Source organism: Rhodococcus sp. 14C212 (genome assembly GCF_011058195.1).
Taxonomy (GTDB): Bacteria; Actinomycetota; Actinomycetes; order Mycobacteriales; family Mycobacteriaceae; genus Rhodococcus; species Rhodococcus aetherivorans.
Window position 1 is genome coordinate 18,105 of sequence record NZ_JAALEH010000049.1, and the last position, 23,470, is coordinate 41,574.

16 protein-coding genes, 1 tRNA gene and 2 pseudogenes are annotated in these 23,470 nt (G+C 70.5%); 11 read left to right on the plus strand and 8 right to left on the minus strand.

The features are described from left to right. Positions 1-12 precede the first annotated feature (12 nt). The 4 genes and pseudogenes from lysX to G6038_RS19660 form a co-directional block, all read left to right on the plus strand. Positions 13-3,252, plus strand: a pseudogene (gene lysX, locus G6038_RS19645) (bifunctional lysylphosphatidylglycerol synthetase/lysine--tRNA ligase LysX); the annotation flags it as partial. Between the two features lie 68 nt (positions 3,253-3,320). Further along, positions 3,321-3,920 carry a histidine phosphatase family protein gene (locus G6038_RS19650; RefSeq protein ID WP_165039463.1) on the plus strand — a complete coding sequence of 200 codons (600 nt, stop codon included), beginning with the start codon at positions 3,321-3,323 and terminating at the stop codon, positions 3,918-3,920. A gap of 201 nt (positions 3,921-4,121) precedes the next feature. Next, on the plus strand, positions 4,122-4,466 hold the full coding sequence (locus G6038_RS19655; RefSeq protein ID WP_165039464.1) for a YtxH domain-containing protein: 345 nt from the start codon (positions 4,122-4,124) through the stop codon (positions 4,464-4,466). 145 nt (positions 4,467-4,611) lie between these two features. After that, the gene (locus tag G6038_RS19660) at positions 4,612-4,767 is read left to right on the plus strand and encodes a hypothetical protein (protein ID WP_165039465.1); all 156 of its coding nucleotides are present in this window, start codon (positions 4,612-4,614) and stop codon (positions 4,765-4,767) included. A 68-nt stretch (positions 4,768-4,835) separates the two neighbouring features. Here the strand turns inward: G6038_RS19660 and G6038_RS19665 are convergent, their stop codons facing one another. Continuing rightward, the gene (locus tag G6038_RS19665; protein WP_165039466.1) at positions 4,836-5,129 is read right to left on the minus strand and encodes a putative quinol monooxygenase; all 294 of its coding nucleotides are present in this window, start codon (positions 5,127-5,129) and stop codon (positions 4,836-4,838) included. 62 nt (positions 5,130-5,191) lie between these two features. Between G6038_RS19665 and G6038_RS19670 the strand changes: the two genes are divergently transcribed. Continuing rightward, complete coding sequence (locus G6038_RS19670; RefSeq protein WP_165039467.1) at positions 5,192-6,106, plus strand: SDR family NAD(P)-dependent oxidoreductase; 915 nt, start codon at positions 5,192-5,194, stop codon at positions 6,104-6,106. A 5-nt stretch (positions 6,107-6,111) separates the two neighbouring features. Here the strand turns inward: G6038_RS19670 and G6038_RS19675 are convergent. The 6 genes and pseudogenes from G6038_RS19675 to G6038_RS19700 all read right to left on the minus strand — a co-directional run. Continuing rightward, positions 6,112-6,900 (minus strand): annotated as a pseudogene (locus tag G6038_RS19675) (alpha/beta hydrolase); the annotation flags it as partial. Positions 6,901-7,426: 526 nt separating this feature from the next. Beyond that, on the minus strand, positions 7,427-8,341 hold the full coding sequence (locus G6038_RS19680; RefSeq protein ID WP_165039468.1) for a cutinase family protein: 915 nt from the start codon (positions 8,339-8,341) through the stop codon (positions 7,427-7,429). 91 nt (positions 8,342-8,432) lie between these two features. Then, positions 8,433-9,212, minus strand: coding sequence for a PE-PGRS family protein (locus tag G6038_RS19685; protein ID WP_240918596.1), 780 nt, complete (start codon positions 9,210-9,212; stop codon positions 8,433-8,435). Between the two features lie 121 nt (positions 9,213-9,333). After that, the gene (locus G6038_RS19690; protein WP_165039470.1) at positions 9,334-10,785 is read right to left on the minus strand and encodes a glutamate synthase subunit beta; all 1,452 of its coding nucleotides are present in this window, start codon (positions 10,783-10,785) and stop codon (positions 9,334-9,336) included. Then, positions 10,778-15,373 carry a glutamate synthase large subunit gene (gene gltB, locus G6038_RS19695; protein WP_165039471.1) on the minus strand — a complete coding sequence of 1,532 codons (4,596 nt, stop codon included), beginning with the start codon at positions 15,371-15,373 and terminating at the stop codon, positions 10,778-10,780. Before gltB ends, G6038_RS19690 begins: the two co-directional genes overlap by 8 nt. A gap of 320 nt (positions 15,374-15,693) precedes the next feature. Continuing rightward, positions 15,694-16,245: a TetR/AcrR family transcriptional regulator gene (locus G6038_RS19700; protein WP_165039472.1), complete on the minus strand. Its 552-nt coding sequence runs from the start codon at positions 16,243-16,245 to the stop codon at positions 15,694-15,696. A 55-nt stretch (positions 16,246-16,300) separates the two neighbouring features. On the opposite strand from G6038_RS19700, the gene G6038_RS19705 reads away from it, so the two are divergent. The 3 genes from G6038_RS19705 (at position 16,301) to G6038_RS19715 (ending at position 19,777) form a co-directional block, all read left to right on the plus strand. Continuing rightward, positions 16,301-17,332: an FAD-dependent monooxygenase gene (locus tag G6038_RS19705; RefSeq protein ID WP_165039473.1), complete on the plus strand. Its 1,032-nt coding sequence runs from the start codon at positions 16,301-16,303 to the stop codon at positions 17,330-17,332. Between the two features lie 146 nt (positions 17,333-17,478). Beyond that, a complete protein-coding gene (locus G6038_RS19710; RefSeq protein WP_165039474.1) occupies positions 17,479-19,125 on the plus strand; it encodes an acetolactate synthase in 1,647 nt (548 codons plus the stop codon). 319 nt (positions 19,126-19,444) lie between these two features. Then, a complete protein-coding gene (locus G6038_RS19715) occupies positions 19,445-19,777 on the plus strand; it encodes a hypothetical protein (RefSeq protein WP_165039475.1) in 333 nt (110 codons plus the stop codon). Between the two features lie 103 nt (positions 19,778-19,880). Here G6038_RS19715 and G6038_RS19720 read toward each other — a convergent pair. Continuing rightward, positions 19,881-19,966: transfer RNA gene (locus G6038_RS19720), tRNA-Leu, on the minus strand. Between the two features lie 138 nt (positions 19,967-20,104). Here G6038_RS19720 and G6038_RS19725 point away from each other — a divergent pair. From G6038_RS19725 to G6038_RS19735, 3 genes are all read left to right on the plus strand, one after another. Continuing rightward, positions 20,105-21,466: a DUF3662 and FHA domain-containing protein gene (locus G6038_RS19725; protein ID WP_165039476.1), complete on the plus strand. Its 1,362-nt coding sequence runs from the start codon at positions 20,105-20,107 to the stop codon at positions 21,464-21,466. 160 nt (positions 21,467-21,626) lie between these two features. Continuing rightward, entirely contained in the window at positions 21,627-22,091 is a 465-nt protein-coding gene (locus tag G6038_RS19730; RefSeq protein WP_006942182.1) for an FHA domain-containing protein, read from the plus strand. Beyond that, positions 22,088-23,470 (plus strand): protein phosphatase 2C domain-containing protein (locus tag G6038_RS19735; RefSeq protein WP_165039477.1); only part of this gene is annotated, 1,383 nt, incomplete at its 3' end. The genes G6038_RS19730 and G6038_RS19735, both read left to right, overlap by 4 nt.

Consider the following 23,470-nt stretch of genomic DNA (forward strand, 5'->3'; position numbering starts at 1 on the left):
GCCCGGCCCCGCGGCCGCCTGAACTCGGTCCCGCACGTGGTGGGCCTGACCCTCGGGATCTTCGCCGTCGCGGTGGCGCTGTGGTCGATCTCCCCCACCCTGCGCTACTTCGTCCACACGCCACGGGAATACGTGGACACGTACCTGTTCGACGCTCCCGACACCAGCCTGTCGTACGCGCTGGTGCTCGGCCTGCTCGCGGCGGCACTGGCGAGCCGCAAGCGGATCGCGTGGTGGATCCTCACGGTGTACCTGGCCGGATTCGCGGTCTACAACGGGTTCGTGGCGGTGTCGGACCGCAGCATCGACGCGGCGATCGGTCTGGTGCTGCAGGTCGCGGCGGTCGGGCTCCTGCTCGCGGCGTATCCGGAGTTCTACACGCGGGTCCGACGCGGGGCGGTGTGGAAATCGCTGGTCGTCCTCGTCGCCGGGCTCGCCGTCGGCACCCTGATCGGCTGGGGGCTGGTGGAACTGTTCCCCGGGACCCTGCCGTCCGACGAGCGGTTGCTGTGGGCGGTCAACCGGGTGACCGCCCTGTCCCTGCTCGACAACGACCAGTTCAGCGGGCGCCCACACGGATTCGTCAACACCCTCCTCGGCCTGCTGGGGGCGCTGGCGCTGATCGCGGCGGTGATCGTGCTGTTCCGGTCGCAGCGGGCGACCAACGCACTGACCGGGAGCGACGAATCCGCGATCCGGGGCCTGCTCGAGCGTGGCGGCGACGATTCGCTGGGCTACTTCGCGACCCGCCGCGACAAGGCGGTCGTCTTCGCGCCCAGCGGCAAGGCCGCGGTGACCTACCGGGTGGAGGTCGGGGTGTGCCTCGCCAGCGGGGACCCCGTCGGCAATCCGGAGGCGTGGCCGCACGCGATCGACGAGTGGCTCGCGCTCGCTCGGGGTTACGGCTGGGCGCCGGCCGTGATGGGTGCGAGCGAGGCCGGTGCCACCGCCTATCACCGGGCCGGTCTGTCGGTACTGCAACTCGGCGACGAGGCCATCCTCCGCACCGCCGGATTCTCGCTCTCCGGCCGGGAGATGCGGCCCGTGCGCCAAGCCGTCTCGCGTGCCCACAAACAGGGAGTGACGGTGCGCATCCGCCGGCATCGGGACGTCCCCGAGGCGGAGATGGCACTGGCGATGCGACGTGCGGACGAATGGCGGGACACCGAGACCGAGCGCGGATTCTCGATGGCCCTCGGACGCCTCGGCGATCCGCTCGACGGGAACTGCCTGCTCGTGGAGGCGATGTCCCACGACGAGGTGGTGGCGATCCTGTCGCTGGTGCCGTGGGGGGCCGACGGCGCGTCGCTCGACCTGATGCGCCGAAACCCGCAGGCGCCCAACGGTGTCGTGGAGATGATGGTGTCGGAGCTCGCCGCCCACGGCGGCGAATTCGGGATCACGCGGATCTCGTTGAACTTCGCGGTGTTCCGCTCGGTCTTCGAGGAGGGCGCACGGATCGGCGCCGGCCCGGTGCTGCGGCTGTGGCGTTCGATGCTCGTGTTCTTCTCCCGCTGGTGGCAGCTCGAGGCGCTGTACCGGTCGAACGTGAAGTACCAGCCCGAGTGGGCGCCGCGGTTCCTGTGCTTCGCGGACAACAGGGTGCTGCCCCGGGTCGGGATCGCGTCGGCGATCGCCGAAGGCTTCCTCACGCTGCCCAGCTTCGGCCGGGAACGAAGCGCCCGCCGCCACACCGGGACCCAGACGTCCGCTCCCCCTGTGCTCGTCGAGTCCGGCACCCTGCGCGACGACGGTGCCGCCCCCGACGTCGAGCCGGCGGCGGAGCCGCGCACCGGTCCCCGGCGACCGGAGCAGGTGCGGGTGCGGCTGGCGAAGCTCGAGCGGCTCATGGAGTCGGGCGTCGACGCGTACCCGGTGGCGAACCCGCCGTCGTACACCGCCGCGACGGCCGTCGCCGCACCCGAGGGCACCGCGGTGCGGATCGCCGGCCGCATCCTGCGACTCCGGGACTTCGGCGGCGTGCTGTTCGCGGTGCTGCGGGACTGGTCGGGCGACGTGCAGATCCTCGTCGACCGCGGCCGCGTCGGCGGCCGCCGCTTCGTGTTCGACCTCGGCGACCTCGTCGAGGTGAGCGGGGTGACGGGCCGCAGCCGCAGCGGCGAGCTCTCGGTGCTCGCGGAGGACTGGCGACTCGACGGCAAGTGCCTGCACCCGCTGCCCGACAAGTGGCGGGGCCTGACCGATCCCGAGGCGCGGGTGCGCCAACGGTACGTGGACCTCGCGATCAACCGCACCGCGCGCCGGCTGCTCGTGGCCCGCAGCGCGGTGGTGCGGTCGCTGCGCGAGCAGCTGCAGGCCCGCGGCTACCTCGAGGTGGAGACACCGATCCTGCAGCCCGTGCACGGCGGCGCCAACGCCGCCCCGTTCACCACCCACATCAACGCCTACGACCTGGACCTGTACCTGCGGATCGCGCCCGAGCTGTACCTCAAGCGCCTGTGCGTGGCGGGCATGGAACGGGTCTTCGAGATCGGCCGGGTGTTCCGCAACGAGGGCGCGGATTTCAAGCACAACCCGGAGTTCACGATCCTCGAGGCCTACGAGGCACACGCGAACTACGAGGTCATGCGGGTGCTGGCGCGCGAGCTGATCCAGGCCGCGGCCGTCGCGGCGCACGGCCGCGAGGTGATCGTCCGGCCCGGCCCCGACGGGCGGCCCGTCGAGATCGACATCTCCGGCGAGTGGCCGGTGAAGACGTTCCACGGGGCGGTCTCGGAGGCACTCGGCACCGAGATCGACGCGCAGACCCCCGTCGACGAGTTGCGCCGGCTGTGCGACGAGCACGAGATCCCGTACAACCCCGAGTGGGACGCCGGCGCGACGGCACAGGAGATGTACGAGCATCTCGTCGAGTCCCGCACCGAGTTCCCCACCTTTTACACCGACTTCCCCACGTCGGTCTCCCCGCTCACCCGCCCGCACCCGACGAAAGCGCTCGTCGCCGCCAAGTGGGACCTCGTCGCGTGGGGTATAGAGCTGGGGACGGCCTACAGCGAGCTGACCGACCCGATCGATCAGCGTGCCCGGCTCACCGAGCAGTCGCTGCTCGCGGCGGGCGGCGACGAGGAGGCCATGGAGCTCGACGAGGACTTCCTGCAGGCACTCGAGCACGCCATGCCGCCGACGGGGGGCCTCGGCATGGGCGTGGACCGGATCGTCATGCTGGTCACGGGCGGCAGCATCCGCGAGTCCCTCGCGTTCCCCCTCGCCAAGCCGCGCGCTCGGCGCTGAGGCCCCGGTTTCACGTGAAACACCGGGCCGACCGAGCGCGCGTTCGGTCGCCGTGGCATCGTGGTGACGTGCAGCTTCTCCTGATTCGCCACGCCCTTCCCGAGCTCGCCCGGGTCAGCGAGGGACGCGCCGACCCGTCGCTGACCGACGAGGGGCACGCACAGGCCGCGCGGCTGCCCACCGCGCTCGAGCCCTACCGCATCGCGCGGCTGTTCAGCAGTCCGCAGCGCCGCGCCCTCGAGACCGCGGCGCCGCTCGCCGAGATCCGGGGGCTACCGATCATGCAGCTCGAGGGCCTGGCGGAGTACGACTACCACCTCGACCACTACATCCCGTTCCACGTCGCGCAGGAACTCGCGCCGGATGCCGTGGCGCGCATCCGCGCCGGTCAGCTGCCCGATTTTGTGGATGCGGAAGAATTCCGCACCCGCGTTCTCGCCGCCACGCAGCACATCGTCGACACCTGCGACCACGGAGACACCGTCGCCGTGTTCGCCCACGGGGGTGTCATCAACGTTCTGCTCCAGGATCTGCTCGGGCTCGACCGGCCGCTGATGTTCCCCATCGAGTACACGTCGGTGACCCGCATCCTCGTCTCCCGTAGCGGTGCCCGGCGGGCCGCATCGGTCAACGAGACCGGGCATGTGCGCGACATGCTCCGCGTCTGATCCGGCCGGATGCCGGTAGTTCGTCGCAACCGGTGTGAAGCGGACCGGATCCGGGTATCGGTACGAGGTGGGCGGAGCCGCGACGAGGCGGGCTCCGCGAGGGCGCAGCCGACCGGGCGGTGAGGATCCGTCGGGGCGACCGCTGGCCGGCGTCGACGATGCCGGGCCTCACGACCGAGATTCGACGAGTAGGAGATTGCCATGATGAGAGCTCTGACCTTCGCCGCCGGCGCCGCCGTGGGCTTCGTGCTGGGCACCAGGGCCGGGCGCGACACCTACGAGAAGATGCGGGACCAGTCCACGCAGCTGTGGAACAAGCCGGCCGTGCAGCAGAAGGTCACCGAAGCGAGGGAGACCGTGCAGGAGAAGGCGCCACAGGTGCAGGAGAAGGCCGGCGACCTGGCGAAGAAGGCGGCCGAGAAGGCCCACATCTCGGGTGGCGGCAACATGGCGCCCGACGCCGCCGGGGGCGGGCCCGCCGTGACTCCCCCGCCCGCGGGCGCGCCGATCGTCCCGCCTGCCCCGGAGGGCAAGCACTCCCTGTAGAACCCCGGCCGCGAATCGGCCCGGTGCCGCATCGGCTGCGTTCCGATGCGGCACCGCCGCGCGTACTCCCGTGCCGAACGGGTACCCCGTGCGCATACGAGCCCGGCCCGACCGGCCCGGCCCGACACGATCCACAGGAGGCGACATGGCCAGACCCGACGGCGACGGTGACCCCGCAACCACCGACACCGACAGCGGAGCCCCGGGCGCCGACGACGACGTCCTGTCCGATCCCGCCGAGTGGTCCGGGGAAGGCGGCGCCACCGAGGAGGGCCCGTCCACCGACGTCGAGGACGGGTGAGATCGGGCGCGCGCCGTCCGGACTCTCAGCCGCTCGGGAGCATCGTCACGCCGGACCGGTCGAGCCGGCTACGCCACGGCCGTGAGCGGATGGATCACCGGCGCGGCCGCGAGGTGCTCGCCCACGGTCGCCAGGGCGGACGTGACGTGCCGGGAGGTCATGTGCGCATCGAGCGCCTCCTGACCCGTCCAGACCTCGACCGTGACGAAGGTGCCGGGCGCCGAGGCGGATTCGAACAACTCGTACGAGACGCAGCCGTCCTCGTCGCGGCTCGCGGCGGCCAGCGCCACCAGCGCGCCGCGCACCGCATCCTCCGACCCGGGCTTCGCCGAAATGGTCGCCACCACGCGCAGTTCCGTCATCTCTCGACGGTACCGCGCGCGGTTGCCGTGCACGAGCGGCCCGGGCGAGGAAGATGTAGCCCATGGGATCACGGATCACGGAGATGCGCCGATGGCGCGCAGGGACAGTGGTACATCAGCGCCTGCACGACCTGACCGGGACGCTCGCCGTGGTCACCGGGGCGGGCAGCGGTATCGGCCGCGCGACGGCCCGGGCGTTCTCCGACGTGGGCGCGATCGTCGTGGTCGCCGACCGCAACCTCGACACCGCCCGCGAGACCGCCGAGATGCTCAACACGCCCGACCCCCAGGCCGGCGGCTCCCGAGCGGTGTTCGGCGGCGGCGCGCACGCGTACGAACTCGACGTCGCCGACGAGGAGCAGGTGCGGCGGTTCGCCGCCACGGTCCGCTCCCAGCACGGCGTGCCGGACGTGCTCGTCAACAACGCCGGCATCGCCGTGATCGGCACCTTCACCGGCACCCCGCAGGAAACGTTCGAGCACGTCATGGACGTCAACTTCTGGGGTGTGGTGTACGGGTGCCGGGCGTTCGGGGACCAGATGCTCGAGCGCGGCACCGGCGGGCACATCGTGAACGTCGCGTCGGCGGCCGCGTTCACCCCGCAGAAGAGCCTCGTCGCCTACTCGACGAGCAAGGCCGCGGTACTGATGTTCACGGACTGCCTGCGGGCGGAACTGATGGTCCACGGGATCGGTGTGAGCGCGATCTGTCCGGGGCTGGTGGGCACGAACCTGGTTCCCAGCGCCGAGATGGTGGGCCTCGGCGTCCGGGAACAGCGCAAGCTCCGCGAGCGGGTCACGGCGCTGTACCGCACGCGAAGCTACCCACCGCAGAAGGTCGGCGAGGCGATCGTCGCCGCGGTGCGGCACAACCGGGCCCTGGTCACCGTGACGCCGGACGCGAAGACCCGGCAGTGGGTCAGCCGGATCGCCCCGCCGGCGATGCGATTCGGCGCGCGCTTCGAACTGGACCGATGAACGCCGTGCGTCCACAGCAGCCCGTGCGGGGCGCCTTCGATCTCGACGTAGTCGGCGGCGGGCAGCCGCTTGGCGAACTCCCGAGCGGTGGCGTCGATGGGCAGGATGTTGTCGGCGGTGCCGTGGACGATCAGTGCCGGCACGTCGATCTTCGGGATGTCCTCGCGAAAGTCGGTGAGCCAGGTGGGTTGGGCGGCGACCGACGCGTACGGTGAGGCCCCCGCGGCCACCTGCCAGCTGGCTCGCAGAGCCTCCTCGCTCAGCCGGGTGCCGAGGTAGTCGTCGGTGTTGAAGAAGTTCCGGAAGAAGTCCGTGAAGAAGGCGTACCGATCCGCCTGGACCGCGGCGAGCAGACCGTCGAAGACCTCCCGGGGTACACCGGTCGGATTGTCGTCGGTGCGCAGCAGGAACGGTTCGAGGGAGCCGAGGAAGGCCGCCTTCGCGACCCGCTGCGAGCCGTGAGTCCCGAGGTAGCGGCCGACCTCACCGGTGCCCATGGAGAAACCGATGAGAACCACGTCCCGCAGATCGAGGGTGGACAGGACGGTGTGCAGGTCCGCGGCGAAGGTGTCGTAGTCGTAACCGATCGTCGGCTTGCTCGAGCGTCCGAAGCCCCGGCGGTCGTAGGTGATGACGCGGTAGCCGGCCTCGAGCAATGCGGCGGTCTGCTTCTCCCACGACGTGCCGCTCAGCGGATAGCCGTGGATGAGTACCACCGGTTGCCCGGAACCGTGGTCCTCGTAGTAGAGCTCGATCGGGGTGGAGTTCTCGGTGCCGACGGCGATGTAGCCCATCAGGGTCCTCTCGTAGCTGGAGACGTACCACTGGTTTCGGAAAGCCAGGTGCGAGCCTATAGCGATCTCTCGGACATCTCCGCCCAGCACCACGAATTCACCGCCGACACCGGCATACCCGTGTACTTCTGCGAGCCACACCCATCCTGGCACCGAGGAACCACCGAGAACACAAATAGGCTTGTGCGGCAGCTCTTTCCACGAGTGCCGCATCCGGCGACGTTTGTCCTGTCGTTACGCGGCCGTAGCGTTTCCGGGTCGCCCCGGTGATCCGGCGGGCGAGGTCGTCGATGCGGGGATCGTCGGCGCGCGGCCGCGGCCGGCGACCTGCGCGAACTGCAACGGATCTCCGACGCCGGGTACGACGAGGCCGGGAACGAGCTGGACCGGCTGCTGAAGGCGCCGGCCGACGAACACCGGGAACGAGGATCCGATCGACCGCGTAGCGGCGCTCCAGGCGGGGGCCTGCTCGCGGCTCGCGGCGTCACCGTGCGCGCACGACGCGGCTCGCGGACCTGACGGTCCGTCAGACCTTGGACGCCAGCCAGTTCCGCAGCCACGTGGTGGCCGAGGTGCCGTTCCCGTCGACCGCGTAGTTGGAGTAGTCCTGGTGGATCTGCGACTCGTAGAACTGCCGGAGCTTGATCTCGCGTTCGTCGTTGGCCTGCTCGGTGAGCTGGGACTGCAGGATGGGCAGACCGCCCGCGTTCATCAGGTCCAGGTAGATGGCGTCGGCCTCGGCGCGGTACCGGTCGACGGCCGACGGGTCACCGCCGGAGGCCATCGCGAGGAATCCGGCGGCGCGGGTGACGAAATCGTCCTTGGGCGTCGAGCAGTACAGGTCGCCCACGGCGCAGAAGGTGCGAACGTCGCCACTGACGAACCCGAACCCGCCCATGCGGGGCCCACCGGCGCCGTTGCCCGCGACGGGAGGGCCGACCAGAATGTCCGCCTCGGAACGGCGGGGGTCGGAGAGCAGGCCGACCGCGGCGAGCCGATGCGGCGGGACCACGCCGAAGCCCGTGCCGATCTCGGCGGCGAGATCGCCGGCAGCGTCGGCGCCCTGGCTGTAGCCGACGAGGGCGAACCGGGTGCCCGGGCACGCGGCCGCGGTGGCGGCGACGATGCCGCGGGCGTTGTCGACGGCCTCCTGCCGCGAGGCACCGTAGACCTCACCCTCCCACGGGAACGCCGTCGCGGCGTACCGCACGTAGTCCACCCGGGTGCCTGCGGGAAGACCGGACGTGACCGCGGCGAGCATGCCGTTGCCGCGCTGGGGATCGGGGGTGTTCGAAGTTTCCCACGTGCCCGGCACGGCGACGACCTGCAGCTTCGGGCATCCGGCCGGGTCGGCCTGGACCGCGGGGGCCGTCGCGACCGACCCCACCACGGTCGCCGCGGCGACCGCCACCAACGTCAACGCACTTCTCAACCCCACCACGGCCCCCTGAGGTCTCCTGCCGATCTCGACTCCGTCACGAAATGATGCCTAAGAAATATGACACAAAGATGAACGGGATGGGAGAGCATCTTTACTCGCGCAGGACGGTTACCACTCCCCCGCCGATGTTGGTGACGAACACGTTCCCCGCCCCGTAGTCGACCGCCGTCCCCACCGTGCCGCGGTCCACCACACGCTGCAGCTGTCCCGGACGGTCCACGACGGTCACCGCCGAGCCGCCGATGTTGGTGACGAAGACGTTGCCGGTCAACGGATCCGTGACCACGACGCCGGGAGGCAGCAGCTCCGCCGGCAGCGGTCCGACGGCCGGATCGTGGTCCGCGATCGTCACGTTGCCGGCGCCGATGTTCGTCACGTAGACGCCGTCGGTGCCGGCGTCGAGCGTGAGTTCCGGAGTGAGGCCCGCGAGCGGGGACGCCGCCGGCCTCTCCGCGGACGACGGCGGCCCGGCGAGGGTGCGGTCGCGATCGACGGTGACCGTGCCGACGCCGAGGTTGGTGACCGCAACGTTGCCGTTACCGCCGTCCACGCGCATCTCGACGGGCGCGCCGGAGGACTCACCGGCCGCACCGGCGGCCGGACGCGGCGGCACGGTCACCGACACGCCACCCGGTCCCACGTTCGTGATGCACGAGTTCCCCGCTCCCCCATCGACTCCGAGGAGGCGCAGGCCGTCGTACCCGACCACCGGCGGCGCCTGCGGCGTGCCGTTCACGGTGACGGCGCCGCCGACGTTGCGTACGCACTCGCCGGGGACCTGCGCGCCGGCGGGAGCGGCCGCCAGCGTCGCCACGGCTCCGACCCCGAGAATGCCCGCCGCAAGTGATCGTCTCGTGATCCGGTGACCCATGCGCACGACCATAACGCGCGAACCGTCCCGAACGGACGAAACGGAAAGGGCGCGCCCACCGGATCTCCGGTGGGCGCGCCCGTCGTGGGTTCTGCTACCTCAGCGCTGTCACACCGAGCGCTCAGCGCTGCGGCATCGTGGTGGTGGTGATCGGCGAAGGGAGCACCGTTGCACCCTCGAGGTACCGATCGACCGCCGCCGCGCAGGAACGACCCTCCGCGATGGCCCACACGATGAGCGACTGGCCACGGCCCATGTCGCCGGCGACGAACACGCCGTCGACGTTGGTGGCCCATTCCGCCGAGCGGGCGACGTTGCCGCGCTCGTTCAGGTCCACGCCGAGGTCGGTGAGCAGGCCCGGCTTCTCGGGGCCGACGAAGCCCATGGCGAGCAGCACCAGGTCGGCCTCGAGTTCGAAGTCGGAGCCCTCGACCTTCTCGAAACGGCCGTTCACCATCTTCACCTCGTGCGCCTTCAGGGCGGCGACCTTGCCGTCCTTGCCGACGAACTGCTCGGTGTTGACGGAGAACACGCGCTCGCCGCCCTCCTCGTGCGCGGAGGACACGCGGAACATCAGCGGGTAGGTCGGCCACGGGGTCGACTCGGCGCGCTGCTCCGGCGGACGCGGCATGATCTCGAACTGGTGCACGCTGGCCGCACCCTGACGATGCGAGGTGCCGAGGCAGTCGGCACCGGTGTCACCGCCACCGATGATGACGACCTTCTTGCCCTTCGCCGTGATGGTCGGCTCCGGCAGGTCGCCGAGCTGCACGCGGTTGGCGATCGGCAGGAACTCCATCGCCTGGTGGATGCCGTCGAGCTCCCGACCGGGGATCGGCAGGTCGCGGGCCGCGGTGGCGCCACCGGCGAGCACGACCGCGTCGAACTGCTCGCGCAGCTCGTCGGCGGTGATGTCGACACCGACGTTGACGCCCGCCTTGAAGACGGTGCCCTCGGCCTCCATCTGCGTGAGGCGGCGGTCGATGACGGCCTTCTCCATCTTGAACTCGGGGATGCCGTAGCGCAGCAGACCACCGATGCGGTCCTCGCGCTCGAACACGGTCACCGCATGGCCGGCGCGGGTGAGCTGCTGCGCTGCAGCCAGACCCGCCGGACCGGAGCCGACGACCGCGACCTTCTTGCCGGTCAGCTTCGACGGCATGACCGGCGCGACCCAGCCCTCGTCGAAGGCCTTCTCGATGAGCTCGACCTCGACCTGCTTGATGGTCACCGGGTCCTGGTTGATACCCAGGACGCAGGAGGCCTCACACGGTGCGGGGCACAGCCGGCCGGTGAACTCCGGGAAGTTGTTGGTGGCGTGCAGGCGCTCGATGCCGTCGTGCCACTTGCCCTTGTAGGCCAGGTCGTTCCACTCGGGAATCAGGTTCCCGAGGGGGCAACCGTTGTGGCAGAACGGGATACCGCAGTCCATGCAGCGGCTGGCCTGGACCTGGAGGGTGTCGAGCGGGAACGGCTCGTACACCTCCTTCCAGTCGAGCAGCCGCAGCGGAACCGGCCGGCGCACAGGGGTTTCACGCGAGCCGTGCTTGAGGAAACCGGTCGGATCAGCCACGAGCCGCCTCCATGATCGCCTCGTCCACGTTCGCGCCTCGAATCTCGGCGTCCTTGATTGCCATGAGTACCTTCTTGTAATCGCGAGGCATGACCTTCGCGAAGTGACTGACCTGCTGCGACCAGTCGGCCAGAATGCGGGCTGCAACCTCGGAGCCCGTCTCGTCACGATGACGCTCGATGGCGCCCTTGAGCCAGAGGAAGTCCTCGCCCTCGAGGTCCTCGAGATCGACCAGCTCGGTGTTCAGGTTGTCCTCGAAGTCGCGATCGGGGTTGTACACGAACGCGACACCACCGGACATGCCGGCGCCGAAGTTGCGTCCGGTCTTGCCCAGGATGACCACCTTGCCACCGGTCATGTACTCGCAGCCGTGGTCGCCGACGCCTTCGACGACGGCCGTGGCACCCGAGTTACGCACGGCGAACCGCTCACCCGCCACGCCGCGGATGAGGGCCTCGCCACTGGTGGCACCGAAGAGGATCACGTTGCCGGCGACGATGTTGTCCTCGGCGACGAAGCCCGGCGCCGCGTTCAGCGGCGGGCGGACGATGATCCGGCCACCGGACAGGCCCTTGCCGACGAAGTCGTTGGCGTCACCGAACAGCCGCAGCGTGATGCCCTTGGGCACGAACGCGCCGAAGCTGTTGCCGGCCGAACCGGTGAAGGTGATGTCGATCGTGTTGTCCGGCAAGCCCTCCCCGCCGTACACCTTGGTGAGCTCGTGGCCGAGCATGGTGCCGACGGTGCGGTTGACGTTGGCGATCTTGGTCTCGATCGTCACCGGCGTACCCGACTCGAGCGCCGGCCTCGCCTGCGTGATGAGCTCGTTGTCGAGAGCCTTGTCCAGCGCGTGGTCCTGCTCCTTGGTGCAGTGCAGGTCCTGCTCGCAGAAGATCGGCGAACGGGTCTGCTCCAGCAGCGGCGACAGGTCCAGCTTCGAGGCACGGTAGTGGTCGACGGCCTTGGTGGTGTCGAGCATGTCGACCCGGCCGATCGCCTCGTCGAGGGAGCGGAAGCCCAACTCGGCCAGGTACTCGCGCACCTCCTCGGCGATGTAGAGCATGAAGTTCTCGACGAACTCCGGCTTGCCGGTGAACCGCTTACGCAGCACCGGGTTCTGCGTCGCCACGCCCACCGGGCAGGTGTCGAGATGGCACACGCGCATCATGATGCAGCCGGACACCACCAGCGGAGCGGTGGCGAAGCCGAACTCCTCGCCGCCGAGCAGGGCGGCGATGACCACGTCGCGGCCGGTCTTCATCTGCCCGTCCACTTGCACGACGATGCGGTCGCGCAGACCGTTGAGCAGCAGCGTCTGCTGCGTCTCGGCGAGGCCGAGCTCCCACGGCGCACCCGCGTGCTTGAGCGAGGTCAGCGGGGAGGCACCGGTGCCACCGTCGTGACCGGAGATCAGCACGACATCGGCGTGGGCCTTCGACACGCCCGCGGCGACGGTGCCGACACCGATCTCGGAGACCAGCTTCACGTGGATGCGGGCCTGCGGGTTGGCGTTCTTCAGGTCGTGGATCAGCTGCGCGAGATCCTCGATCGAGTAGATGTCGTGGTGCGGCGGCGGCGAGATCAGGCCCACGCCCGGCGTCGAACCACGCACCTCGGCGACCCACGGGTACACCTTGTGCGGCGGCAGCTGACCACCCTCACCCGGCTTGGCGCCCTGCGCCATCTTGATCTGGATGTCGGTGCAGTTCGTCAGGTAGTGCGCGGTGACACCGAACCGGCCGGAGGCGACCTGCTTGATCGCCGAGCGACGCCAGTCGCCGTTCTCGTCCGGGGTGAAGCGGTCCGGATGCTCGCCGCCCTCACCGGAGTTCGAGCGGGCGCCGAGACGGTTCATCGCGATCGCGAGGGTCTCGTGCGCCTCCGCGGAGATCGAGCCGTAGCTCATCGCGCCCGTGGAGAACCGCTTGACGATCTCGCTCGCCGGCTCGACCTCCTCGAGCGGCACCGCCGGGCGGGCACCGTTGCGGAACTCGAACAGGCCACGCAGCGACGCGAGCCGCTCCGACTGGTCGTCGACCAGCTTGGTGTACTCCTTGAAGATCGAGTACTGCCCGGTGCGGGTGGCGTGCTGGAGCTTGAACACCGTGTCCGGGTTGAACAGGTGGTACTCACCCTCGCGGCGCCACTGGTACTCGCCGCCGACCTCGAGCTCGCGGTGGGCGTGCTCCGACGGGCGGTCCATGAAGGCGAGGGAGTGCCGGGCGGCGACGTCCTGGGCGATCTCGTCGAGGCCGATGCCGCCGAGCTGCGACTGCATCCCGGTGAAGTACTCGTCGACGATCTCCTGCGAGAGGCCGATCACCTGGAACAGCTGCGCACCGGTGTAGGAGGCGAGCGTGGAGATGCCCATCTTGGACATCACCTTGAGCACGCCCTTCGACGCGGCCTTGATGTAGTTCGCGAGGGCCTTGTCGAGGGTGATGCCGTCGGGCAGGTCGCCGTTCTGCAGCAGCTCGTCGATGGTCTCGAAGGCCATGTACGGGTTGACCACGGCCGCACCGAAACCGCACAGCGCGGCGATGTGGTGCACCTCGCGGGCGTCGCCGGCCTCGACCAGCAGCCCCACCTTGGTGCGGGTCTTCTCGCGGACGAGGTGATGGTGCACCGCGGAGGTGAGCAGCAGCGACGGGATCGGCGCAAGATTCTCGTCGGACTCGCGGTCCGACAGCACGATCAGGCGCGCGCCCTTCTCGATGGCCTCGGTGACCTCGCCGCGGATGTTCTCGAGCGCGCGGCGCAGACCCTCGCCGCCTTCGGCGACGGGGTACAGACCGCGGATGATGACGCTGTTGAAGCCGGGGAACTTGCCGTCGTCGTTGACGTGGATCAGCTTCTGCAGGTCGTCGTTGTCGATGACCGGAGCGGAGACGAGGATCTGCCGGCACGACTCGGCGGTCGGGTTCAGCAGGTCGCCCTCGGGCCCGAGCATGCCGCCCAGGCTGGTGACGACCTCCTCGCGGATGGCGTCGAGCGGCGGATTGGTCACCTGCGCGAACAGCTGCGAGAAGTAGTCGAACAGCATCCGCGGACGCGAGGAGAGCACCGCGATGGGGGTGTCGGTACCCATCGAGCCGAGCGCCTCGATGCCGGTCGCCGCCATCGGCTTGACGAGGAGGTCGACCTCCTCGTTGGTGTAACCGAACACCTGCTGCCGCAACACGACCCGTTCGTGCGACATGTAGGTGTACTTGCTCTCGGGCAGATCCTCGAGCCGGGCGATGCCCTGGTCGATCCACTCCTGGTACGGGTGCTCGGCGGCGAGGGCGCTCTTGATCTCCTCGTCGTCGATGATGCGGCCCTGCGAGGTGTCGACGAGGAACATGCGACCGGGCTGCATGCGCAGCTTGCGCACGACCTTCTGCGGCTCGATGTCGAGCACACCCACCTCGGAGGCCATGATCACGAGGCCGTCGTCGGTGACCCACACGCGCGACGGGCGCAGGCCGTTGCGGTCGAGGACCGCGCCGACGACGGTGCCGTCGGTGAAGCACACCGACGCCGGGCCGTCCCACGGCTCCATGAGCGCCGCGTGGTACTCGTAGAACGCGCGACGGGCCGGGTCCATGGACTCGTGCCGCTCCCACGCCTCGGGGATCATCATGAGCACGGCGTGCGGCAGGCTGCGGCCGCCGAGGTGCAGGAGCTCGAGCACTTCGTCGAAGCGGGCGGTGTCGGACGCGCCCTCGGTGCAGACCGGGAAGATCTTCTCGAGCTTCTCGCGGCCGCCGAACACGTCGGAGTCGATGAGCGCCTCGCGGGCGCGCATCCAGTTGGCATTGCCGGTGACGGTGTTGATCTCGCCGTTGTGGGCGACGCGGCGGAACGGGTGCGCCAGCGGCCACGACGGGAAGGTGTTGGTGGAGAAGCGCGAGTGCACCAGGCCCAGCGCCGACTCGACGCGCTCGTCCTGCAGATCGCGGTAGAAGCCCTCGAGCTGCGGCGTGGTGAGCATGCCCTTGTAGACGAAGGTCGACGCCGACAGGCTCGGGAAGTACACCGTCTCGCTGCCGGGGCCGTCCTGGCCGGCGCCCTCGCGGCCGAGCTCGTGCTCGGTGCGCTTGCGGACCACGTAGGCCCGCCGCTCGAGCTCCAGGCCACCGAGGGTCCGGTCGGGCGAGGCGACGAAGATCTGGCGGAAGCTCGGCATCGCCTGCCGGGCCAGCGTTCCCAGGTCGGAGGGGTCGACGGGAACCTCGCGCCAGCCGAGGACCTGCAGACCCTCCTCGGCGACGATCGCGTCGACCGCGGCGACGGCCTCGTCGGCGGCCTTGTCGTCCTGCGGCAGGAAGGCGATACCGGTGGCATAGAAGCCGATCGGCGGCAGGTCGAAGTCGACGACCTCACGGAGGTAGCGGTCCGGGACCTGGATGAGGATGCCGGCACCGTCGCCGGTGTTCGACTCGGAGCCCGCGGCGCCGCGGTGCTCGAGGTTCACCAGGGCGGTGATCGCCTTCTCCACGATGTCCCGGCTGCGGCGACCATGCATGTCGACGACGAATGCGACACCACAGGCGTCGTGCTCGTTCGCCGGGTGGTAGAGCCCTTGAGGCCCGGGAAGATGCTTCATACCTAGCCTTCGTTGCGTTAGATTGCAGCGACGACCAGCAGCGCTGATGGCCATCTACTTGCGTGAGCAAGTACCGACACGTGGTGGATCGGCACCGATCACCGTTCAGTATCCGCCCTTCCGCGACGATGCGGGTGCCAATTTTCGGCAGCTCGGGCCGGACCTCCCGGTCGGCTTGGACGTCGTGTGTCCACCGTGTTGCGTACAACGATATGTCAGTCTCCGGGGGACGACGCAACCAAGGCTATCCTACCCATCCCTAACGAGCCGGTGACCGCCCGTTAACACGCGGTTGACGCCCGGCCGCGCGGCGCGCCTCGTCACCGCAGCGCGCACACCATCCGGCGGAGGTCGTCGCTCGGGTCGAGATCCGCATCGTCCGAGGTCAGACGGTGCAGGATCATCCCGTCGAGGTGGTCGGTGAGCACGCGCGCCCCGGTGGCGGGATCCGAGGCTCCGAGGGCGGCGAGCACCGCCAGGCCCATGCTCCGCAGTTCGTCGCGGCGTCGCTGCACGGACCGTCGCAGCGACGGCGAGGCGGTGGCCTCGACGAACAGCGCGAACCGGGCGCGGGTGCGTACGGCATCGGGTCCTGTCGCGAACATCACGTACCCGGCGAGCATTTCGACGAGTTCGTCCTCGGTGCGCGGGAGGTTTCCGCCGCCGAGGACGGCGACGTCGGCCCGGTCGCGCTCGACGAGGCGGTCGAGGACGCCCTCGACCAGGGCCCGGCGGGTGCGGAAGTAGTTCGACGTGGAACCGGCCGGCACGCCGGCGGCCCCGTCCACCCCGCGATGGGTGAGCCCGCGCAACCCTTCCCGGCCGAGCAGGTCGATCGCGGCGTCGAGCACCGCAGCGCGCTTGTCGGTCACATCTCGATACTACAACAGTAGTGACATGACACTACATCCGTAGTAGATTGACGTCATGACCAGGAACAACAGCGGCAAGGCCGCGGTCCTCGGCGGGGGCATCGGCGGGCTCATCGCAGCGAATGCCCTGATCCGGCGGGGCTGGCACGTCGAGGTGTTCGAGCGCTCCCCTGCGCTGCCACCCACCGGGACCGCCCTGGGTATGTGGCCGGCCGCGCTCGACGCACTCGCCTCGGCAGGGCTCGGCGGCGGCGTCGAGCGGCTGGGCGTCGCACTGGACCGCGGCGCGATCATGCGGTCCGACGGCCGCGAGCTCGCACGGTTTCGCACCCGGCGGCCCGCCGTGCTGCTCTCCCGGCCGGCCCTGCTGGGCCTGCTCGCCGCGGGCCTGCCCGACGAGGTGCTACGGCTCGGCCGGTCCGCTCCGCCGCTGACCGAGCTCGCCGGCTACGACGTCGTGATCGGTGCGGACGGCATCAACAGCCCGACCCGTGACGCCCTCTTCGGCCCGGAGCACCGGCCCGTTCACGCGGGCATCGCGGCGTGGCGCGGCTGGGTGGACGGCACCGTGGACACCGCGACCGAGACGTGGGGGGCGGGCGCACTGTTCGGGATCACACCCCGCGAGGGCGGCCTGATCAACTGGTTCGCCGCGGTCCGTGCGCCGGCCGGCACCACCGGCGGTGTCGACGACCTCGTCGCCCGGTTCGGCGACTGGCATCCGGCCGTGCGCGACGTGCTGAACCGCCTGGATCCGGCGACGGTGCTCCACCACGAGATCCACCAGTCCCCGCCGCTGCCGTCGTACGTGCGCGGCAACGTCGCACTGCTCGGCGACGCCGCCCACGCCATGACCCCCAACCTCGGCCGCGGTGCCTGCGAGGCGATCGTCGACGCGGCCACCCTCGCGGATCTGCTCGCCCGGTTCGACGTGCCCGAGGCGCTCGGCCGCTACGACCGGGCCCGGCGACGCACCACCCGGTTCCTCGTGCGGGCGTCGTACGCGGCGAGCCGGGTGACCACCGCCGAACGCTGGACGGGCCTGCGCGACGCCGTGGTCGGCCTCGCGACCCGGCGAGGGGCGTGACGCGTCCACCCGTGCGCCTGTCCTGCTGTACTGCATCAACTTTCGAACGGAAGCCGGCGTCCGCACCGGGCCCCCGGCCCGGCGACCACGCTCGTGTTCCCCCGAACCCACCCCACGGCACTGCACGCGCCCGTACCCTTCGCGCCATGAGCCCGGACCTCGAGGGGCACGGCGGCGACCACGCCGCGGCGGTGGCCCGCGCCCACGGTGTCGAGACGATGTTCACCCTCTCCGGCGCGCACGTGTTCCCGCTGTACGACGCCGCGGTCAAGGGTGAAGCACGCATGCGGCTGATCGACGTGCGCCACGAGCAGACCGCGGTGTTCGCCGCCGAGGCCACCGGCAAGCTCCTGCGGCATCCCGGGCTGGCCGTGCTCACCGCCGGGCCGGGCGTGACGAACGGCGTCAGTGCCGTCACCCAGGCGTACTTCGCGGGGTCGCCGCTGGTCGTGCTCGGCGGCCGCGCACCCAACGCCCGTTGGGGCACGGGCAGCCTGCAGGAACTCGACCAGCCGCCGCTGCTGTCCACCGTCACGAAGCTGTCCGGGACGGCGGCGACCGTGGATCGCGTCGGCCCGCTGGTCGACGAGGCGTTCACGGCGGCCCGCACGTCGCACCGGGGGCCGGCGTTCGTGGACGTGCCGATGGACGAGCTGTTCGGCCGTGCCACCCTGCCGCGTCCGTCGCTGCCGGCCGCGGTCCGGCTCGAGCCCGACTCCGAGTCGCTGACGGAGATCGCCGCCCTGCTCGCCGAGGCACGGCGGCCGCTGCTGGTGCTGGGCACCGACGTGTGGGCCGATCACGCCGAGGAGGCGGCACTGCGGTTCGTCGACGAGGCCGGCATCCCGGTGATCACCAACGGCATGGGCCGCGGCGTGGTCCCGGGCGGGCATCCCCTGCTCGTCACCAAGGCCCGCGGCACCGCGGTGGGGACCTGCGACCTGGCGATCGTCGTGGGCACGCCGCTGGACTTCCGCCTCGGCTACGGCCGGTTCGGGGGGCGCGACGGCGCGCCCGCGGCCCGGGTGGTGCACGTGGCCGACTCCCCCGGTCAGGTGTCGGCACACGCCGAACTCGCCGGCTCGGCGTCCGGCGACCTCACGGCGTGCCTCGACGGCATCCTGTCGGCGCTGTCCTCGCGCCCGGACACGGACGTCTGGGTGACCGGACTGCGCGACGAGGCGACGGCCGCCGCGGAGCGCGACGCCGCCCTGTTGGCCGCCGAGGCCGATCCGATCCACCCGGCCCGGATCTACGGCGAACTGCTGCCGCGGCTGGCCGACGACGCCGTGGTCATCGGCGACGGCGGCGACTTCGTGTCGTTCGCGGGCAAGTTCGTCGAGCCGAAGCGGCCCGGGCAGTGGCTCGATCCGGGGCCGTACGGATGTCTCGGCGCCGGCCTCGGCGCGGCCGTCGCGGCGCGGGTGGCGCGGCCGTCGAGCCAGGTGGTGCTGCTGCTCGGCGACGGTGCCGCCGGTCTGTCGCTGATGGACATCGACACCCTCGTGCGGCACGAGCTGCCCGTGGTGATCGTGGTGGGCAACAATTCGGCGTGGGGCCTCGAGAAGGGACCGATGCAGCTGCTGTACGGCTACGACGTGGCCGCCGACCTGGCGCCGGGCACGCGGTACGACCTGGTGGCGACCGCGCTCGGGGCGGGCGGTGAGCTGGTGACGGATCCGCGGGAGCTCGGTCGGGCGCTGGACCGGGCCTTCGCGTCGGGGGTGCCGTATCTGGTGAACGTGCTGACGGACGTCACGGCGGCGTATCCGCGGGGCACCACAGGAATCTGAGAGCGGCCGGATCGCCTAGCACGCGAACGTAACAACCCCATAAATAACAACTGACCGCAGCGATTAAATCAGCTGCGGTCAGCGGTATCGAAAGGGTAACAGGGGGTGGTTAGGGTACGGAAATAAAAGTTCCGTGAAGTGAGTCACATCAGGTTTGGCCCTGTTCAGCCCCGGGAACTGTCCCGGACCCGGTGACGCGGAGATGTCCGTCACGCGGCAACTGATTGAACACTCAATCATCTGGGAAAACGTCCCGAGTCGGGCAAAACAGTCCGTGCATCCTGCATGTAGTCCGCGGGTCCGTGCCAGACTGCTCGCCATGAGCACGACCCGCACGGCAGCACGCACGACCGCCCGGCCCGCACGAGGAGGCCCGACGAACCTCGCCGACCTCGCGGCGGCCGCCGACGAGCACACCGTCGCCGACGCGCATCAGGGCCAGGTGTTCCTCGGCATCCTCCACCGCGAGAACGACAGCGTCGCCGCGGCACTCACGACCGCCGAGACCTGTGCGCGGATCGAACGCGGCAGCGGCTCCGTCACCGCCGCCCAGCGATACGAGGCGGAGGCCCGGCGGCTGCGCGAGACCCAGCGGGAGCTGCACTGCATGATCGCGAACCTGCGGAGCCGCTTCGCGGCGTCCGGCTCCTGAGCGGACGCGCCGAGCGACCGGCCGACTCGGGCCCCCGACGCCTCGGGCCCCTGACTACAACGACTCGGGCCCCCGATCCGCGTGGATCGGGGGCCCGAAGTGATGGTGGGCGAAGGGGGACTTGAACCCCCACGTCCCGAAGGACACTGGCACCTGAAGCCAGCGCGTCTGCCATTCCGCCACTCGCCCGAGCGACTGGAAAACAGTAACACACCCTCTCGGCGAACAACGATTCGCCTGCACAGGGGCCCTTTTCCGCCACTGCACCGGACCGTGGGGGTGGGGCCGCCCCCTCCGACGGGCCGGATCGGACGAAAAGTCGATACCATGCAGAAGCGAGCTCTGCATTGCGACACGCAGACCGGAAAGGGGGTCGCCGTGGGTATCGCGCAGCGATTCGAGCGCAAGCTGCAGGCTGCCGTCAGCGACGTGTTCGCGCGCGTCTTCGGTGGCGGTGTAGTTCCGCAGGAAGTGGAGGCCGCGCTCCAGCGCGAGGCCACCGACGGCGTCCAGCAGCTCGACCGGGGCCACATGCTGGCGCCCAACCGGTACGTGATCACGATCAGTGAATCCGATCACGAAGCCCTCGCCGCGGATCGGGACTTGACGGTGAAGGCGTTCGCGCGTCACCTTGAGGACTTCATCCGCGAGCAGGGGTGGCAGACCTACGGTCAGATCCAGGTCGCATTCGAGTCGTCGGCGGCACTGCACACCGGGCAGTTCCGCACGCACGGGTCGGTCGACCCCGACGTCGGGCGCTCACCGGTGCGCGCCCCGGCCTCGCGGACACCGCACAACCGTTCAACCGTGACCCCCGACCCAGGAGTTGGCTCGATGACGCAGAATCCAGGCTACGACCCAAGCCGTGACCCCGCCGAGAGCGCCGAACCGCAGTACGCGCGGAACGGTCACGCGCACGTAGGCCAGGATCAGCGCTACCAGCAGGGCCAGCGGAACGGCGGGGCGTACCCTGCCGCGCAGGCGCCCTACGGCGGCGAGCCGCAGGGCGGTTACGACGCCGGCGGCTACGAGCAGCAGGACTACGGCCGGGCCGGGAGCCACGAGGACCGGGGCTACGGCGAGGACCGGGGCTACGGCGGCCACTCCGGACAGGCGTACAGCCAGGACTACGGGCGCGACTACTCCCCGCAGTACCCGGCGCAGCAGGCCTACGGCGACGACCGCTACCAGGGCGGGTACGGCCAGCCCGGCGGCTACGACCAGGGCTACGCCGACCAGGCTTACGGCCAGCAGGGCTACGCCGGACAGGGCTACCCCGACCAGGGCTACGCGGAGCAGGGTTACGGCCAGCAGGCCTACCCCGACCAGGGCTACGCGGATCAGGGCTATGCGGATCAGGGCTACGGCGCCGGCGCGTACCAGCCGCCGCAGGCCGGCCGGGTGCTGACCGCGACGCTCCAGCTCGAGGACGGCAGCGGGCGCTACTACCAGCTCCGGGAGGGCAGCAACATCGTCGGACGCGGGCAGGACGCCCAGTTCCGGCTGCCGGACACCGGTGTCTCCCGGCGCCACATCGACATTCGCTGGGACGGGCAGGTGGCCATGCTCTCGGATCTCGGTTCGACCAACGGCACCACCGTCAACGGCGCACCCGTGCAGGACTGGCAGCTCGCCGACGGCGACGTGATCCGGGCGGGACACTCGGAGATCCTGGTGCGCATTCTCTGAGCGCCGGGGACCGAGACCCGATCGGAACCGGCACGAGACCCATCCGACGCGTCGGCAACGCGCCGGACGATGCGTCTCGTCGCCCGGGGTCCGTATTGTGGGTGACCGCAGCGCACCGGACGACACCGCACCGGGCCGATACGCAGAAGGAGGGCGAGCCGTGCAGGGGCTGATTCTGCAGCTGACCCGGGCGGGGTTCCTGCTCCTGCTGTGGTTGTTCATCTGGGCGATACTGCGCACGCTGCGGTCGGACATCTACGCGGGTGCCGCGCGTCCGGTCCCGCGTTACTCGCCGCGCAACCAGTCGGTGCTGCCTTCGCTGGGCCGTGGCAAGTCCGCGAAGTTCCTGGTGGTGACCCAGGGCGCGCTCGCGGGCACCCGGATCACGCTCGGTACCCAACCGGTCCTGATCGGCCGGGCCGACGACTCGACCCTCGTCCTCACCGACGACTACGCGTCCACCCGGCACGCCCGCCTGTCGCCGCGGGGATCGGACTGGTACGTCGAGGACCTGGGCTCGACCAACGGCACGTATCTGGACCGCGCCAAGGTCACCACCGCCGTCCGCGTACCCCTGGGCACACCTGTCCGGGTCGGGAAGACCGTGATCGAGCTCCGCCCGTGACCCTCGTACTGCGTTACGCCGCCCGCAGCGACCGCGGCTTGGTTCGTTCCAACAACGAAGATTCCGTGTACGCGGGGGCCCGCCTGCTCGCCCTCGCCGACGGAATGGGTGGCCACGCCGCCGGCGAGGTCGCCTCGCAGCTGATGATCGCGGCGCTCGCCCACCTCGACGACGACGAACCCGGCGGGGACCTGCTCGGCAAGCTCGCCGCCGCCGTGCGCGAAGGCAACGCCGCCATCGCCGATCAGGTCGAGGAGGAACCCGAACTCGACGGCATGGGCACCACGCTCACCGCCATCCTCTTCGCCGGCAGCAAGCTCGGCCTCGCCCACATCGGCGATTCGCGCGCCTATCTGCTGCGCGACGGCCAGCTCACCCAGATCACCCGCGACGACACCTTCGTGCAGTCCCTCGTCGACGAGGGCCGCATCACGCCCGAGCAGGCGCACAGCCATCCGCAGCGGTCGCTGATCATGCGTGCCCTCACCGGCAGCGAGGTCGAACCGACCCTCATCGTGCGCGAGGCGCGCGCCGGCGACCGCTACCTCATCTGCTCCGACGGCCTGTCCGATGTCGTCAGCGACGAGACCATCGCCAACACGATGAGCGAGGGCACGCAGGACGAGTGCGCCGACCGGCTCATCGAACTCGCTCTGCGCAGCGGCGGCCCCGACAACGTCACCGTCGTCGTCGCCGACGTCATCGACCTCGATTACGGCCAGAGCCACCCGATCGTCGCCGGCGCCGCGTCCGGGGACGACGAGGACACCCCGCCGCCCAACACCGCCGCGGGCCGCGCCGCCGCGATGCGTCCGCCGCGTGCCACGCCCAAGCGCGTCGTCGTGCAGAACGAGCCCGAGCCCAAGCGCAAGCGCAGCCGGATGTGGTGGCCGCTCGTCGCGGTCGTGGTGCTCGGTCTGCTCGTCGCCGGTGCCGCCGTGGGCCGCACGATGATCCGCAGCTACTACTACGTCGGCGACGACGACGGCCGCGTCACGGTGCTGCGCGGCGTACCCGGCAACATCCTCGGCTACTCGCTGCAGGAACAGTCTCTCGTCGGCTGCCTCGCCGACGACGGAACCCTGACCCTGACGTCCCCGCAGGAAGCCGACTGCCGCGTCATGCTGGTCGACGACCTGCAGCCGGCCGCCCGCGAGCAGGTGCGGGCGGGCCTGCCCTCCGGATCCCTCGACGACGCGCGCACCCAGATGAACCGCCTCGCCGAGAACGACCTGCTCCCGGTGTGCGTCGAGGAACAGCCGGCCCCGACGCCCGCACCGGCTCCGGCGCCCGCACCGGCTCCCGCACCGGCCCCGACGGCAGCTCCCGCGTCGGAGCCCGCACCCGCCGCGGCACCGGCCCCCGCACCGACCCCCACG

Coding starts and splice junctions, on each gene's coding strand:
- G6038_RS19655 (WP_165039464.1), top strand. CDS start 4,122: ATGATGAGAGCTCTGACCTTCGCCGCCGGCGCCGCCGTGGGCTTCGTG.
- G6038_RS19660 (WP_165039465.1), top strand. CDS start 4,612: ATGGCCAGACCCGACGGCGACGGTGACCCCGCAACCACCGACACCGAC.
- G6038_RS19665 (WP_165039466.1), bottom strand. CDS start 5,129: ATGACGGAACTGCGCGTGGTGGCGACCATTTCGGCGAAGCCCGGGTCG.
- G6038_RS19670 (WP_165039467.1), top strand. CDS start 5,192: ATGGGATCACGGATCACGGAGATGCGCCGATGGCGCGCAGGGACAGTG.
- G6038_RS19685 (WP_240918596.1), bottom strand. CDS start 9,212: ATGGGTCACCGGATCACGAGACGATCACTTGCGGCGGGCATTCTCGGG.
- gltB (WP_165039471.1), bottom strand. CDS start 15,373: ATGAAGCATCTTCCCGGGCCTCAAGGGCTCTACCACCCGGCGAACGAG.
- G6038_RS19705 (WP_165039473.1), top strand. CDS start 16,301: ATGACCAGGAACAACAGCGGCAAGGCCGCGGTCCTCGGCGGGGGCATC.
- G6038_RS19710 (WP_165039474.1), top strand. CDS start 17,479: ATGAGCCCGGACCTCGAGGGGCACGGCGGCGACCACGCCGCGGCGGTG.
- G6038_RS19715 (WP_165039475.1), top strand. CDS start 19,445: ATGAGCACGACCCGCACGGCAGCACGCACGACCGCCCGGCCCGCACGA.
- G6038_RS19725 (WP_165039476.1), top strand. CDS start 20,105: ATGCAGAAGCGAGCTCTGCATTGCGACACGCAGACCGGAAAGGGGGTC.